Raw genomic sequence first — 15,520 nt, forward strand, 5'->3', positions numbered from 1 at the left:
TCCCGACTTCGCTGAGTTTGACGAATCCGCGGATCTTTTCGCCGAGGCGGATTTCTGCAAAGTTGCCTTGCTCGCCGATGACTTCAAAGCTCGTACCTTCGCTGAGTGTGTTGAGCGTTTGCGACTTGTCGCTCGGGGCGCTCGTCACGTCGGCGCTTGAGGCTGTTACGACGCCTGTGATGTCTGTTTCGAGCGTGTACATTTTGTAGAGAGCGCTTGCGCCAATCGTGCAGAGAATAACACTCATACCGAATACGACGCCTGTGCAGATGTTCTTGCCGCGGCTGCTGTTCACGAAACGGCGGGCGAGAATCACGAGTGCAATTGCCCAGAAGAGTACGAGCGAAATGTTCATCTGGCTTTTGAGCGAAAGCGCGTGGTGCAAATCCATGAGTCCTTCGAGAATCGGGTTCTCTTCTTCGTCACCTTCCTTGTCGCGGGTCTTGGTCTGGGCGAAATTTAGGTTGTGCTGGATATCGTCATCGCTTGGGTGCAAACGCAATGCCGATTTGTAGTAGAAAATGGCGAAGCCGAGTTTCCCGCTGCGGTAGTAGGCGTTACCCAGATTGTAATAGAGGTCTGCATTGACGATGCCTTCGTCAACGCATGTGCGCCATTCGTCAATTGCGCGTTCAAAATCGTTTTCGTTATATGCCTTGGTGCCGGCTTCGAGGCCGTTGCATTTGTCGGCAGCGCTTGCTGCGGAGGAGAGGAGGAGCGCTGCGGCGATCGTCAAAATAATCTGCTTAAAGTTCTTCATGTTTTTACCGACGCTACTTGAGTTTTTCGAGGCTTTCGCAGAGCTTTTCGACATCTGCGAGCATTTGGGACTGTTCTTCGGTCGATGCTGTGACCGGAGCAAAACGCACAAACGAGCATTTTTCAAGCCAACTGTTGATGGCTTCAATCGTTTCTTCCTTGACGCCACGCTTTGAAAGTTCCTGCTTCATTTGCGGGCGGGTCATGCCCTTGAACTCGACGTTCGTCAAATTGCTGAGGTAATCGATGAGGCCGTTTTCAAGTGCGGCGAAGAAAGCCTTGCCGTCGCCGTTCTTGAGGGCTGTGCGGGCGTTCGCGAACTTTTCCTTGAGCAGCTTGTTGGCCTTGCCCTTGCGGACGAGAGCTGTGTTGCTGTTGCGCTTACGCTTGCGTGTGATGGCGAAGTTCACAATCAGGTAGAACGGAATCGCTGCTGCAAACAGAATCCAGAAGAGCACGCTCCTGTGCGGGGCGCTAGATTCGGACTTGTCCGTAATCGGGTGGATAAAGCGGATGTCGCTGCCTAGGAATTCAATTTCTTGCTTTTGAACGACAGGAGCCGAGGTGCCAGTGCCTGCGGAAACCGGAGCTTGATAAATAGGTTCTGCGGGGGCATCGCTCTTTTCAACTTCGATAGTCCACGGGCCTGCCGAAGTGGTTTCATATTTCTTTTTAGCTGGGTTGAACCAGGAATATGTAATGGCGGGGATTTCGAAAGTTCCCTTTTTCTTCGGGTAGAGGAAAACTTTGATATCCTTCGAGGTGATGACCTTGTTGCCCTTGACCTTCTTGTTGATGCTGTTTTCGGGCGGAACAGAGCGGAATTCGCTAAAGTCGGGGAGTTTCGGGTCCGTGATGGTACCCGGGGTGCCGTCGCCCTTGATGCTGATGGCGAGTGTCAATGCTTCGCCGACCTTGAGGTTTGTGCGGTCGAAGTTGGCGCTAAAGCTGTAGTTACCGACCATTCCCGAGAAATCGGCGGGCTTGCCTTCGGTCGGGAGCGGGAGTACGGTGATGGAAAGCGGGGCGGTGGAGGTTTCCGTTTCGATGGATTCCTGTTTAACGCTTCTGCTAGAGAACGACATGCCGCCCATTTGCTTCTTTTCTTCGACAACTTTGGGTTCACCGAGCTTGGTGTACTTGAACTTGAAGGACGGAATTTGGAGCGTACCGCTCTTGGTCGGGCTGAGCCATGCGTATTTGGCGGATGCCTTCATTTCGCGACGGGCGCCTTCGACTGGCTTGAAATCCAGATTCGAGAGGTCGTTGCGGTGGACGATGAAATCATTGCCGGTGCTCATGTCGGTGGCCTGGAGGCCGCCCTGGAAATGCTCAAAAGTGTGGAGGCTGAGGGTGACGCTGAACTGTTCGCCTTCGTAAATGGACTTTTTGCTCGGGGTAAGGCTTACGGCGAGTGCGTCATCGTTGTAGGAACGCTGCACGCTGACCGGAATTTTGCTGCTGATGGTGTTGGCTTCACCGTTAATCATCCAGGTAAGCGTTCCGAGGTCTTGTGTACCCGTCTTTTTCGGGGCTTTAATCTTGAAAGAATAGACGCGAGCCTTGTAGGCTCTTCCACCACCGCTGAAAAACGAGTTGAAAATATCGTCCATGTCCGGGCGCATTACCTGATCGGCACTGTCGAGCCCGAGGAGCTTAAAGTTGTTGCGTGTTTCGAGGCGGAGCGCGCCTCTGTTCTGCGGCAGTTCCTGAGTTGGAACGATGAACTGCAAATTGAATGTCTGACCCGCTTCGATGCGGTCGCTATCGACTTGAAGAGATGGCTTTGCGTTTACAAATGCTGTTAAACCGAGACATAAAAGCAAAAATCGTTTCATAGCCCATAATTTACCAAATTTCCACCCCGGAGATTGCAATATATATAGAACAATTGCAAGAATTGTGTTCTATAAGTCTTTTTATGGAATTTGCGAGATATTGTTTTAAAATGAAAAAAGTTGAAAAACGTCGAGAGAATAAAGCGTCGGCCAAGGATGGGGAGGGTGCAGGGAGGGGCCCGTGCGGCCTTCGCAACTCCGAGCTGGGGCCCCGCCCGCATGCTTTTACATTTGCAAAATGCACGTTTCAAAAAATTTGCCCAAATTTATATTTTTCCCCCTTGAAACGTTAGTAAAAAATTGTTATCATTGGCGCCGTCAAAAACAAGGAGTCAAAAAACAATGTACTGCATTCTCGCCGCCCTCTTGATTAAGAGCTTTAAGAAATACGCAAAGCGTGCTTAATCGAAAAAGATTTTCTCTCTCCAACTAATGAACGCGACGCCACGGAATTTCCGTGGCTTTGCTTTTTTATGAAGATGTGTATGGCGACCCCGGCACCCCGGAACCAGTCCGGGGCAGGCTCCAGCCGGGGTGACAAGTGCGGGGCGACATTTTGTTATGGACGAAATGTCCAAAAAAGTTGCTAAAATATATACTAAATTACCTTGACGTGTTAGTAAAACTTTGTTAATATTGGCGCCGTCAAAACAAGGAGTCAAAAACAATGTACTGCATTCTCGCCGCCCTCTTGATCAAGAGCTTTAAGAAGTACGCTAAGCGCGCTTAATTCTATAAAGAACGATTAAGAACAAGAATTGGTCTCGGGTTTCCGAGCCTTTTTTTATTTGCTAGCAATTTAAAAGATTCTTTTACAAAATTAGAGTTATATTTGAAGCATGCGATATGGTGATTTAACTTCCTTTCAAACCGGCGTAGCCGTTCCCCTTTTCAGTCTTCACAGCAAGCACAGCATTGGCATTGGCGAATTCTTGGATTTGATTCCGTTCGCCCAGTGGGCCAAGTTCTGCGGATTCAATATCATTCAGCTTTTGCCTGTAAATGATACCGGCTCCGAGCCGAGTCCTTACAGTGCCCGCAGCGCATTTGCCTTGAACCCGGTGTTCATCAACGTGCAGTCCGTCGAAGGCGCTACCGTCCTCGAACATGAAATCGAAAAGGCGCGTGAACAATTCGCTGAAATTGAACGTGTGGACTACTACCGCATTACCACATGGAAGCGAGCCATCCTCCGCAAGATTTTTGATAATCAGTACGATGTCCTGAAAGCTTCGAAGAAGCTCCTTGCCTGGATCGATAAGAATTCATGGGTCAAGTCCTATTGCGTCTACTGTACGCTCAAGGCTCAGAACAACGAAGCTAGCTGGAAAGACTGGAAAAAGTTCCAGAACCCCTCCGCTGCCGATGTCGACAAGCTTTGGATGAAGAACTACAGGGACGTGCTGTTCCAGGCTTGGATGCAGTACACTGCCGAAGGCCAGTTTACCGCCGCTGTGAACGAAGTTTCTAAGTTCGGGCTCCGCTTGAAGGGCGACGTGCCTATCCTCATCAACGAAGACAGCGCCGATGTGTGGTTTGACCGCAAGTATTTTTCGCTTGCTGACCGCGCGGGCGCTCCTCCTGACATGTTCAGCTACGGTGGCCAGAACTGGGGCTTCCCGACTTACCGCTGGGACGTTCTCGAAGCCGATGACTTTGGCTGGTGGCGCCGCCGTTTGGCTCAGGCTAGCAAGTTCTATCACGCCTACCGCATTGACCACGTGCTCGGATTCTTCCGCATTTGGGCCATTCCTGAATCTGAATCGACGGGTATCTTGGGCCGCTTCCAGCCGTCCATCCCGCTTACATGGGATGTGCTCCGCAATGCTGGATTCTACCGCGAAACGCTTGAATATTTGCGCCGTCCGAACTTCTCTGTGGACCAGTTGCGCGAGTTCCTCGGCAAGGAAACGGACAGGCTTATCTCTCTGTATTTTGAAAATTTGCCGGGAAAGTTCGACCGCTTTGTCATTAAGCCGGAATACTTGTCGGAACGCGCAATTCTTTCGCTGGACGAACCGCAAGAAGTCAAGGATTCGATGCTCCGCGTCTATTGGAACCGCGTGTTTATCCCGACGGGTGACGAAAATACGTTCTACCCGTACTGGTACTGGTACAACCAGCCGGTGCTCTTTACGCTCCCGCAGAACGAACAAGATAAACTCCACGATTTGATTGGCCAGAACGAACAGGCTCAGAACGCTCTCTGGGAACAGAATGCCATGAAGCTTTTGTCTGTTCTCGCCAACGAAACGGATATGCTCGTTTGTGCCGAAGACCTTGGCGCTGTGCCGCCGTGCGTGCCGACCGTGCTCAAGAAGCTCGATATCATGTCGCTGCGTATTGAACGCTGGGCTCGCAACTGGAATGTTCCGTATTCTCCGTACTATAGCATGGACGAATACCCGCGTCTCTCCGTTTGCACAACGAGCTGCCACGACACTTCGACCTTGCGCGGTCTCTGGGAAGAACCTGACTTTGACAAGGGCTTCTACTGGTCTCATGCAGGCTTGCCGGGTGTTGCCCCTGAAAAGCTTACACCGCCGGTGGTGCACGACATCTTGTCGCATGTATTTACTGCAAATAGTTTGTTCTGCATCCCGCCGATCCAGGACTACTTTGCACTTTCGGCTTCGCTTTCTGATTGCGACCCGAAGGAAGAACGCGTCAACATTCCGGGAACGGTCGGTGGCAAGAACTGGACATATCGCACACCGTGCAGTGTCGAGGACTTGCTTGCCAATGCGGGCTTGATTTCGGAGATTAGCAAACTTGTCGAAGAACGTAAGTCCCGTGCTCTCTGGAAGATTTAACGCTCCCGCCTGGGTTAAGGACGCAATTTTCTACCAAATTTTTCCGGACCGCTTTTGCCGTAGTGCAAAGTACAAGGCGGTCGGAAAGTTTGTGGATTGGGAGACTCTCCCGACCCGTGAAAACATGTTCGGCGGAAACCTCGCTGGCATTTGCGAAAAGCTTGATTACATTGCGTCTTTGGGCGTGAATGCCATTTACCTTTGCCCGATTTTCAAGAGCAATTCGAATCACCGTTACCATACGGTTGATTATTTTGAAATTGACCCAGTTTTGGGGACTCTCAAGGATTTTGACAAGCTTGTCAAAAAGGCGCACAAGCTTGGGCTTCGCGTGATTTTGGACGGCGTGTTCAACCATTGCTCACGCGGATTTTTCCAGTTCAACAGCTTGATGGAGCTGGGCAAGAATTCCCCGTATGTGGACTGGTTCCATGTGCATGGCTGGCCGCTTCACGCGTATTCGGGCAAGCCCAATTATGATTGCTGGTGGGGTTACCCTGCGCTCCCGAAGTTCAATACCGACAATCCCGATGTTCGCGATTACCTTTTCTCGGTGGGCGAATATTGGATGAAACGCGGCATAGACGGCTGGCGCCTCGATGTTCCGAACGAGATTGACGATGATAGCTTCTGGCAGGAATTCCGTCGCCGCATCAAGGCGATTAACCCGGATGCGTATATTGTCGGTGAAATTTGGGACGAGCCTTCGCGTTGGCTGCAAGGCGACCAGTTCGATGGCGTGATGAATTACCCCTTGCGTAAGGCGGTGCTTGCTTATCTCTTTGATGAAAAGCCGATTGACCTTGCCGAGTTTGCAAAGCGCCTGCAAGAGGCGTTCCCGAAGGGGCGTTTCGGCGTGCCGATGAACTTGCTTGGGAGCCATGATACGATTCGGCTTGCGTCACTTCCGTGCTCAAATTTGCAGCGCGTGAAGCTTGCGCTTACGCTGTTGTTCTTTTTGCCGGGCGCTCCGTGTATATATTATGGCGACGAAATCGGCATGTTGGGCGGCAAGGATCCTGACAATCGCCGGGCATTCCCGTGGGATAAATTTGCGGAAATGCAGAAGGCGCCTGTCTATGATTATTTAAAGGGTTTGATTGCGCTCCGTAATAAGGAACGCGTGCTGCGTGATGGCTCGCTTGAAATTGCCTATAGCGCGGGGCGCTTGGAAATTGTCCGTACCCTCGGCAAGAAGAAATTGACGCTTGCGATTACCGAGGCGAAGCCCGATTCATTATTTGAGATAAAATAAGCCGGGCGTTATGGGCTTGCTAAACAGAAATTAGGGGGTGTTCATCCCCCTTTTTTAATATTTAATGACTATCGACTAATAACTAAATTGCTATCTTTGTCCCGCAACTAGTATGTATAATGCCTTATTAAGGGATTACAAATGAATAAACATAAATTCGGCTTCCGAGAATTCATCATTCTCGCAGTCATCATTCTTTCGGCCTACACTGTATGGCCTTCTATTCAGGTTCACTCCAAGAAGGGTGAAGCCAAGCAGACCTTCCTCAAGGAAAATCCGAAGCTGGGCACAAAGTCCATCAACTTCGGCTTGGACCTTGCCGGTGGTACGAGTATCACTCTCCAGATCGACAAGTCTAGCCTCAAGGATGGCGAAGATATTAAGGACATCCAGGCACAGTCTCTTGAAATTATTCGTAACCGTGTTGACCAGTACGGTCTTTCTGAACCGCAGATTTCTCCGACTGGCGACGACCGCATTGTCGTTGAACTGGCTGGTGTGGATGACTCCACGGCTAAGGCTCTCGTGGGTTCTACGGCAAAGCTCGAATTCAAGATCCTCGCCGAATCTGAAAAGTTTACGCAGGTTGTTGGCCTTATCGACCAGTACCTCACTCGCCAGACGACCGACATCATTGCTGATTCCGCTAAGACGGACTCCGTCAAGACTGATTCCGTGAAGAAGGAAACCTTGTCTGATGATGAACTTCTCGCTGGTGGTGTTGCCAAGGCTGAAGAAAAGAAGGACACCGCTGCTGCAGAAGCCGCTCCGGCAGACGTGGTCGGACAGTCCCTTTCCTCTTTCTTCCTCTCTTTCGGCAATGGCGGTTTCATTGCTGAAGAAAGCGTCGAAAAGGTTAAGAAGCTCCTTGCCACTGAAGGCGTGCAGAAGCTCATCCCGCGCGATGTCGCTTTCGCTTTCGGTAGCGGTCTCGAAAAGCTCCGCCGCGATGCTAACATCAAGGCCAAGCGTCTTTACCTCCTCAAGCGCCGTGCAGAAATGGGCGGTGACGATATCACGGATGCTCGCCCGTACCGCGTCAGCGATGGTATGAGCGCCGGTGAAGTTGCCGTGAACCTCAAGTTCGGCGGCATCGGTCCTAAGAAGTTCTCTGCTGTTACTGCTGCTAACGTCGGTAAGCAGATGGCTATCGTTCTCGATAACCAGGTCATCTCCGCTCCGGTCATCCGTGACCGTATCCCGAACGGCGAAGCTCAGATTACAGGTCTCGACGACATGGCTGAAGCAAACCGCCTCGCTGTTGTGCTCAAGGCTGGCGCACTCAAGGCTCCGATGCAGATCATCGAAAGCCGCAGCGTCGGTGCTACTCTCGGTGAAGAAAACATTGTCCAGGGCTTCGGTTCCGGTGCTATCGGCCTCTTGCTCTGCTTGGTGTTCATGGTTGCCTACTACCGCCTCGGTGGTTTCATTGCAAGTATCGGCGTGATGGTCAACGCTCTCGTGACTGCCGCTGTGATGTCCGTGTTTAACGCCACGCTTACTCTCCCGGGTATTGCTGGTTTCATCCTCGTTGTCGGTATGTCTCTCGATGCGAACGTGATTATTTTCGAACGTATCCGTGAAGAACTCAAGAACGGCCTCACGGCTCGCGCCGCTGTCGCCAAGGGTTACGAACGTGCATTCAGCGCCATCTTGGACTCCAACTTGACGACTGTTTTGACGGGTCTTATTTTGTACAAGATTGGTACGGGTTCTGTCAAGGGTTTCGGTCTCACTCTTACGATCGGTATCCTCACTTCTCTCTTCTGCGCTATCACGATTTCCCGTGCCGTGTTCGACTGGAGACTTGCTAAGCGCGACAGAACAACGCTCTCTATCGGTTCTGGCTTCAAGACTTTGAACAATGCTAACCTTCAGATCATGAAGAACCGTGGCAAGTTCAAGGCTCTCTCTATCATCCTCCTTATTGCAAGTATCGCTTGCATTGCTGTGAAGGGCTTTGACTTCAGCATCGACTTCACGGGTGGTCAGGTCTATACGATCCAGTATCAGGATGACGCCAAGCACGAAACCGACTTGAACAAGGCTTTGAGCAAGGCTGGCATCCAGGGTGCTCGCGTCCGCTCTCTCGGCGGTACGTCTGCTAACTCCTACCAGATCAGCGTTCGCGGTGATGACACAAGCTTCGAACTCGCCATGGCTAAGGCTTTCGAAGCCGCTAACCAGAAGTGCGAAATCGTGGCTAAGGACGCTGTCGGTCCGACCATCGGTAAGGAACTCCGCTTCAATGCTATTTTGTCTGTGATTCTCGCATGGCTCGGTATCGCTCTCTACGTGTGGTTCCGATTCGGTAAGCTCGGCCTTGGCTTCGGCGTTGCTGCTGTGCTTGGCCTTATTCACGATACCATCATCACGCTCGGCTTCATCTCGGCATTCAGCCTTTCTTTCGATGGCGCCTTGATCGCTTCGCTCCTCACGATGATTGGTTACTCTGTCAACGACACCATCGTGAACTTCGACCGTATCCGTGAAAATACCGCTATCTTCGGTTCTGCTAAGTACGAACAGACTATCAATAGCTCTTTGAACCAGTGCTTCAGCCGTACGGTGATTACCTCTCTCACGACGCTCTTCGTTTGCGTGGTTCTCGCTGTTAAGGGTGGCTCTTCCATCCGCGACTTCGGTCTCGTTCAGTGCTTCGGTATCCTTATCGGTACTTACTCTTCTGTGTGCGTCTGCTCTCCGATCGTTCTCTGGTGGAGCAAGAAGTTCAAGAAGGGTGTGTAATTAGACGAGAGTACGCCGCTTAGGTTGGTGTGTCTGCCGAACCACGCGGCTACAGATTTAAGACTAGAGAGCCCCGGCTTAGTGCCGGGGCTTTTCTGTTGCTATTATCTGCTGTTTTTAATGGAATTTTTTCATCCTTGGTCTTTCGACTTTCGACTAATTTTCTATATTGCCCATGTTCGATAAAGGGGGCGGTATGCTCAAGTATTACAAAATCGAATCCGGTCGTCTCTCAGTAGCTCCGAACGAAGAAGCTGCTGACATCGTTATGATGGGTTCTTTAAGCCAGGAACAGCGCAGCATCCTTGTTAAGGAATATGAGATAACGGAACATACGATTGCCTCCGCATTTGACTCGGACGAACTTTCCCGTATCGAATATGACGATGATTTTACGACCATCGTGTTTAAGAAGCCCAAGAATTACTCTGCCGAGGATAATTTCCAGTTCCGCGTGGAATCTTTTGGCATCTTCATTTTCAAGGACTGGGTTTTGCTCCTTACGGACAGCGACATCCCGGTGATGGATGAACGCAAGTTCTCGAAAATTGACAGCCTGAATACGTTTGTGCTTCGCGTGTTGAGCTTTGCGATTGCACACTTCAATGAACACTTGAAGATCATCAACCGCATCAATGACGACTTGGAATTGCGCCTCAATACGTCGATGGAAAACAAGTATTTGCTCTCCATGTTCAGCTTGAACAAGGGCTTGATTTACTATGTGAGCGCCTTGAACAGTAACGATACGTTGCTTCGTAAGTTGCAGCTTGGCCGCAGCCTCAACTGGACTGAGGCTGAACGCGAACTCCTGGAAGATATTCAGATTGAAAACGGGCAGAGCTTGCAACAGGCAAACATCTACGCGAACATTTTGACATCCATGATGGATGCGCGCGCAAGTGTCATCAACAATAACGTGAACCAGTTGATGAAGAACCTCACTATCGTGACGATTTCTATATCGCTCCCGACATTCTTCGCAAGCTTGTTCGGCATGAACGTGAAGCTCCCGTTTGGTATGAACGGCGATGCGACCGTCGGCTCTCCGGTGGCGTTCTGGATTATTATCGCCATCTGCTTCCTCTCCGTGTTTGTTTTCTTGGCTGTCTGGATGCGCAAAAAGTAAACTGGATTTCGGCATTTGAATTGAAAACGCGACCGTTATGGCCGCGTTTTTTGATGGCTTAATTCAGAATTGGAGTCTCTTCGAGACTCTTTTTCACAAATTCCGCGACGCATTTTTCCCAATGCTTACGGTGCATGGCGTATGGGAACTTGTTGTGGAATGCTTCGTGCCCAAAGGCGACTCGTTCGCCGGACTGGTTGTAAATGGCGTAATCGGCGAAGAACCAAAGTCCCCTGTCTGTGATGACGTTCCCTGAATTTTTTACGTAGCTAGAATCAAGTGCGCTACCGAATAAATAATTTGAATTATTATAGGCTTGGTAAGCGTAAGAATCTTCTTTGCGGCTGAAGCCCGCATTTGAAATGGCGATGTAGTAGCCTTCGTTCATGTTGATCGTTGACGGCTTTGGTATGTTGAATTCCGTTGTTCCTACAGAATCGTGCTCAATGCTCATGCCTGCAATATTGACTTGCCTGAAATCCACGTCTATGGATTTATGGACTAGGCTGTCGTAGTTTTTCTTAAGTTCAGCCTTGTACCAATCGGTAAATTTTTCGGTGTATTCTTCTAGATCGTCTTCGAGGTCGTCAACATTATCTACAAAAGGTTCTGTAAAGACAACGGTAATTTTTGTTGGTTTTTCAGTCCAGGTCGGGTTTATAGATATGGTTGGATTATTTTGTGCACAGCCTACAAAGAAAAACGCCGAGTATAACGGCAAAATGGCAAGCCCCCAAAGCTTGTTTTTCATAAGATCTCCTTCTTGTGCCCCATAACACTTGTAAAGAAAATAATATAAAAGACAACGTTTGGTACGTTGTCTTTTTTAGAAAGCGTTGTAAAAGTGGCTTTAGTCTACTTTGTATTGCTTCGTAGTCGCCTTAGTTCCCGCGTTCCGACATGCTGGCAAACATGGCGGTGATTTCTTCGGTGAAGTTGCTCTTCGGGAATTTGTCGGCAATGGCTAGCGCTTGTTCCAAGTGTTCCTGGGCTTCGGCTTTTGCCTTCGCAAAGCTCTTCTTTGCAAACAGGCGGTCCTGAATCTTTTCGGGAATGCCTTCTGCAGATGCCTTTGCGATAAAGCCTTCCATTTCACGACGTTCTTCAGCTGTGCAGTCCTCAAAGTAATAGAGGAGCGGCAATGTGATAAGACCGTTCGAGAGATCGGTGAACTTTGCCTTGTCCATGTTCACGGAACCATAGCCATAGTCCAGCAGGTCGTCGATAATCTGGAAGGCAATTCCAAAGTGCGTTCCCATCTTAGCGCATTCATCAACCATCGGCTGATCGAAACCTGCCAAAATGCCACCGATGCGTGCTGCGGCGTCAATGAGCGCTGCGGTCTTTCCATCGATGATTTCGTTGTAAGCCTTGCGAGAAAGTCCCATGTCGCCGCAATGGTCGAGTTCCATGATTTCACCGATGATGAGCTTGTCAGCGGCATCAGAGATGATGACTGGAATGTTGCGAGCTTCTTCGTCAATGACGCAGCGCATGGACTGCGAAAGCACATAGTCGCCAATCAACACGGCCACTTGCGTACCCCATTCGCGATGGGCTGTCTTTTGCCCGCGGCGGACGTCTGTGCCATCGATGATGTCATCGTGCACGAGGCTTGCGAGGTGCAATAGTTCTACGGCAGCGCAGGCATGTGCAACACGGTCTATGTTCGGTTTCTGAGCACCGCAATTTGCGAGCAGGCAAAGGAGTGTCGAACGGATGCGCTTGCCTTTACGGCTAAAAAGCGTTACAAGGCGGTCACTAATCCCTGCGGGGGCATTCTTTGCCACCTGCATAATGACCTGTTCCGTCTTGTCGAGCTCGACTTTTACCAAGTCACGAGCTTGGGATAAAACGGCTTTGAAGTCTGCTTTCGTCGGACTCATTTAAATATCCAAATCGTTCAAGACTTTATATGCGTTCGTTTCAATGAACTTGCGGCGCGGTTCCACGTCTTCGCCCATGAGCATGCTGAAAATCTGGTCGGCAAGCACACTGTCTTCCACATGGCACTGCTTGAGGAATCGTGTCTTCGGGTTCATTGTCGTGTCGTTCAGCTGTTCCGGCGACATTTCGCCCAAACCTTTGAATCGGGTAATCGCGACATTCTTCTTGTCTTCGATTTCGGCCATGACCTTGTCTTTTTCGTTTTCGTCGAACAAGTAGCGTTCCTTCTGCCCAATCTTGAGTTTGTACAGAGGAGGCATAGCGAGGAAGATATGTCCTGCATCTATCAACGGACGCATGTAGCGGAAGAAGAACGTCAAGAGAAGTGTCTGGATGTGAGAGCCGTCCACATCAGCATCGGTCATGATGATGATTTTGTCGTAGCGGAGCTTTTCAATCTTGAATTCCGTGCCGATGCCAGTACCGATAGCGTTCACCAGGTTCTGGATTTCTTCGGTGTCGAGCACGCGATGGAGGCTTGCCTTTTCGACGTTCAAAATCTTACCGCGGATCGGGAGAATGGCCTGGAATTCACGGCTACGACCCATCTTTGCTGAACCACCTGCAGAGTCACCTTCCACGATGAACATTTCGCATTCCTTCGGGTCGCGGCTGGAGCAGTCGGCGAGCTTGCCCGGAAGGCCGCCACTTTCGAGGACGTTCTTGCGGCGGGCGAGTGTACGTGCACGGTGGGCTGCTTCACGAGCCACGGCGGCGTTATAAACCTTGTCCAGGATAATCTTGACAGCGGCCGGATTTTCCTGGAAGTATTCTTCGAGCTTCGCGCCAAATGCAGAAGCGACATAGCCTGCAATTTCGGAGTTGCCGAGCTTGCGCTTGGTCTGGCCTTCGAACTGCGGCTGAGAAACCTTGATGGCGATAACAGCTGTAAGACCTTCACGAATATCGTCCGAGGTAATCTGCGCTTCTTTCTTGCCCTTCGGCATGTCTTGTGCAAACTTGCTGATAACGCGGGTGAGTGCGGTCTTGAAACCCGTCACGTGCGTACCGCCATCGTAAGTATTTACGTTATTGACGAAACTGAAGAAGTTTTCCTGATAACCGTCGTTGTACCACATGGCGACTTCGAGCGGATATTGTCCGTCGGGGAGAACCAAGTGGATCGGTTCGTTAAAGAGCGGAGTGCGGTGTTCATCGACGTAGCGCACAAATTCAGAAACACCACCGGGGAAGCAGAACGTGTCGGTCTGCTTGTGTTCCGGATCGCGTTCGTCGGTAAGCGTCAAGCGAAGACCGCTCATGAGGAATGCGAGTTCGCGGAAACGCGTGGCGAGCGTGTCGTACACGTAAACGGTTTCGGAGAAAATTGTATCGTCCGGATAGAATTCAACAGACGTACCGGTCGTTCCGTCGGATTCTCCGATATCGACCTGCGGGCCGCATGGAATGCCACGTGCAAATTCCTGACGGACGACGCGGCCATTGCGGCGCACGGTCACGATAAGCTTGTTAGAAAGTGCGTTCACGCAGCTCACGCCCACGCCATGCAAACCGGCGGAAACTTTATAAGAGCTGTTGTTGAACTTACCACCGGCGTGGAGTTTGGTCATCACGACCTGGATGGTGCCCACCTTTTCCTTGGGGTGGATGTCGGTCGGAATGCCACGGCCGTTGTCGGTGACGCGGATGCCGTTACCCGGCAAAATCGAAATTTCGATATGGTTGCAGAAACCAGCCAAAGCTTCGTCCACGGAGTTATCGACCACTTCCCAAACGAGGTGGTGAAGCCCGCGAATATCGGTGGAACCAATGTACATTGCAGGGCGGACACGAACTGCTTCTAGACCTTCGAGAACGGTAATGCTTGAACCGCTATAATCTGCTTCCGCCTTCTTTACTTCTTCTGTTTCTTCTGCCATAATTCCTCTATTAAACCCCTCTTAGACGAATCGTATTCCTTGAATAAAAGGCTTCCCTAAGAGGGCATTACACTTACCAATAATAGCTTTTTTTTGGAGGTTCATTTCGAACTTTAACGCCGAATTGGCGACCTTAAGCACCAATATATTTTTGTCGATTTTCTCAGGCTTTACATGGTCTACCAAGAGGGGGCCAACCACCTCTGAAAACCGCTCCGAGATGGTCTTAAAGTTCATATCTTCGGTGATATGATTCTTCTGGAGAACGCGCTCTAAAAGGACCTGAATGTCCTGAACTTTGTTCCCCGTATAGCTCTTGTTGCTCGTGCGTTTTGTTTCGAACATTTGTACAAATTTATCGCGTTAAACAAGCAGCAATTTGGAGAGGGTGAACCCGCCAATAAGGATGCTTGTCATGCCGGCAACCACGGTTGCCTTGGTGCTCTTGCCCACGCCTTCTGCACCGCTATGGGTGAAAAATCCGAAGAAGCAAGCGTAACTAGAAATAAAGAATCCGTAAAGTGTTGCTTTGATAAGGCCCACGACCAAGTCCCAGTTCTGGTAGAACATGCGCACGCCGTAAAAGAACACCGACCACGAGACTTCCTTGTAGAGGTGGGCGACTTCGTAACCGCCGACAATGCCGATAAAGATGCTCAAAATGGTAAGCACCGGAAGCATGATGACGGTTGCAATCAGTCTTGGCGCAAGCAAATATTTGTAAGGATTGAGCCCTAATACTTTGTATGCATCAAGCTGTTCTGTAACCGCCATGGTTCCTAGTTCGGAACACATCGAAGCGCCGATACGCCCTGCAAGCACCATCGCCGTAAGAATTGGGCAGAGTTCCACCATCACGGACTTGCCGACGGCCATGCCCACAAACATCATGGGGATCATGTCGCCAAACTGGTAGGCAAGCTGCCAAGACATGATGGCGCCTGTTGCAAGCGAGGCGGCGAACACCACGGGGATACTCGTGATGCCCACATGGTGCATCTGTTCTACAGTCGTGTGCAAATTGGTGAAGGCTCCGGGAATGTTCTTGAACAGTTCCCAGATGAACAGCACGTAACCCACCACCTTGTTCAGGAAGCGTCTTACGGCTCGTCCGAGGCCTTCGGCCATTTTGTTCATTAAAGAAATCAAAT

11 protein-coding genes are annotated in these 15,520 nt (G+C 50.4%); 4 read left to right on the plus strand and 7 right to left on the minus strand.

Annotated elements, in window-relative coordinates; translation table 11 throughout:
• Both B7991_RS08915 and B7991_RS08920 read right to left on the minus strand, forming a co-directional pair.
• Window positions 1-760 (minus strand): tetratricopeptide repeat protein (locus B7991_RS08915; protein ID WP_088630509.1); only part of this gene is annotated, 760 nt, incomplete at its 3' end.
• Window positions 761-773: 13 nt separating this feature from the next.
• Window positions 774-2,597: a BatD family protein gene (locus B7991_RS08920; protein WP_254917910.1), complete on the minus strand. Its 1,824-nt coding sequence runs from the start codon at window positions 2,595-2,597 to the stop codon at window positions 774-776.
• Between the two features lie 839 nt (window positions 2,598-3,436).
• On the opposite strand from B7991_RS08920, the gene B7991_RS08925 reads away from it, so the two are divergent.
• From B7991_RS08925 to B7991_RS08940, 4 genes are all read left to right on the plus strand, one after another.
• On the plus strand, window positions 3,437-5,410 hold the full coding sequence (locus B7991_RS08925) for a 4-alpha-glucanotransferase (protein WP_088630511.1): 1,974 nt from the start codon (window positions 3,437-3,439) through the stop codon (window positions 5,408-5,410).
• Entirely contained in the window at window positions 5,391-6,665 is a 1,275-nt protein-coding gene (locus B7991_RS08930; RefSeq protein ID WP_088630512.1) for a glycoside hydrolase family 13 protein, read from the plus strand. The genes B7991_RS08925 and B7991_RS08930 overlap by 20 nt, the downstream gene beginning before the upstream one ends.
• 141 nt (window positions 6,666-6,806) lie before the next feature.
• The gene (secD, locus tag B7991_RS08935; RefSeq protein ID WP_088630513.1) at window positions 6,807-9,413 is read left to right on the plus strand and encodes a protein translocase subunit SecD; all 2,607 of its coding nucleotides are present in this window, start codon (window positions 6,807-6,809) and stop codon (window positions 9,411-9,413) included.
• 196 nt (window positions 9,414-9,609) lie between these two features.
• A complete protein-coding gene (locus B7991_RS08940) occupies window positions 9,610-10,542 on the plus strand; it encodes a magnesium transporter CorA family protein (RefSeq protein ID WP_014545607.1) in 933 nt (310 codons plus the stop codon).
• A 58-nt stretch (window positions 10,543-10,600) separates the two neighbouring features.
• Here the strand turns inward: B7991_RS08940 and B7991_RS08945 are convergent, their stop codons facing one another.
• The 5 genes from B7991_RS08945 to B7991_RS08965 all read right to left on the minus strand — a co-directional run bounded on the left by B7991_RS08945 (window position 10,601) and on the right by B7991_RS08965 (window position 15,506).
• Complete coding sequence (locus tag B7991_RS08945) at window positions 10,601-11,293, minus strand: hypothetical protein (protein WP_088630514.1); 693 nt, start codon at window positions 11,291-11,293, stop codon at window positions 10,601-10,603.
• Window positions 11,294-11,423: 130 nt separating this feature from the next.
• Window positions 11,424-12,428 carry a polyprenyl synthetase family protein gene (locus B7991_RS08950; protein WP_088630515.1) on the minus strand — a complete coding sequence of 335 codons (1,005 nt, stop codon included), beginning with the start codon at window positions 12,426-12,428 and terminating at the stop codon, window positions 11,424-11,426.
• Window positions 12,429-14,369: a DNA topoisomerase (ATP-hydrolyzing) subunit B gene (gene gyrB, locus B7991_RS08955; RefSeq protein ID WP_088630516.1), complete on the minus strand. Its 1,941-nt coding sequence runs from the start codon at window positions 14,367-14,369 to the stop codon at window positions 12,429-12,431.
• Between the two features lie 21 nt (window positions 14,370-14,390).
• The gene (locus B7991_RS08960; RefSeq protein WP_088630517.1) at window positions 14,391-14,714 is read right to left on the minus strand and encodes a DUF721 domain-containing protein; all 324 of its coding nucleotides are present in this window, start codon (window positions 14,712-14,714) and stop codon (window positions 14,391-14,393) included.
• Window positions 14,715-14,732: 18 nt separating this feature from the next.
• On the minus strand, window positions 14,733-15,506 hold the full coding sequence (locus B7991_RS08965; protein WP_235002871.1) for an ABC transporter permease: 774 nt from the start codon (window positions 15,504-15,506) through the stop codon (window positions 14,733-14,735).
• Between the last annotated feature and the right edge of the window lie 14 nt (window positions 15,507-15,520).

It is taken from the genome of Fibrobacter sp. UWB3, assembly GCF_002210405.1.
Classification (GTDB): Bacteria; Fibrobacterota; Fibrobacteria; order Fibrobacterales; family Fibrobacteraceae; genus Fibrobacter.

Bases quoted from the DNA above. Each gene is read 5' to 3' on its own strand.
- B7991_RS08960 (WP_088630517.1), bottom strand. From the start codon at position 14,714: ATGTTCGAAACAAAACGCACGAGCAACAAGAGCTATACGGGGAACAAA.
- B7991_RS08965 (WP_235002871.1), bottom strand. From the start codon at position 15,506: ATGAACAAAATGGCCGAAGGCCTCGGACGAGCCGTAAGACGCTTCCTG.
- B7991_RS08925 (WP_088630511.1), top strand. From the start codon at position 3,437: ATGCGATATGGTGATTTAACTTCCTTTCAAACCGGCGTAGCCGTTCCC.
- B7991_RS08940 (WP_014545607.1), top strand. From the start codon at position 9,610: ATGCTCAAGTATTACAAAATCGAATCCGGTCGTCTCTCAGTAGCTCCG.
- B7991_RS08950 (WP_088630515.1), bottom strand. From the start codon at position 12,428: ATGAGTCCGACGAAAGCAGACTTCAAAGCCGTTTTATCCCAAGCTCGT.
- secD (WP_088630513.1), top strand. From the start codon at position 6,807: ATGAATAAACATAAATTCGGCTTCCGAGAATTCATCATTCTCGCAGTC.
- B7991_RS08920 (WP_254917910.1), bottom strand. From the start codon at position 2,597: ATGAAACGATTTTTGCTTTTATGTCTCGGTTTAACAGCATTTGTAAAC.
- B7991_RS08945 (WP_088630514.1), bottom strand. From the start codon at position 11,293: ATGAAAAACAAGCTTTGGGGGCTTGCCATTTTGCCGTTATACTCGGCG.
- gyrB (WP_088630516.1), bottom strand. From the start codon at position 14,369: ATGGCAGAAGAAACAGAAGAAGTAAAGAAGGCGGAAGCAGATTATAGC.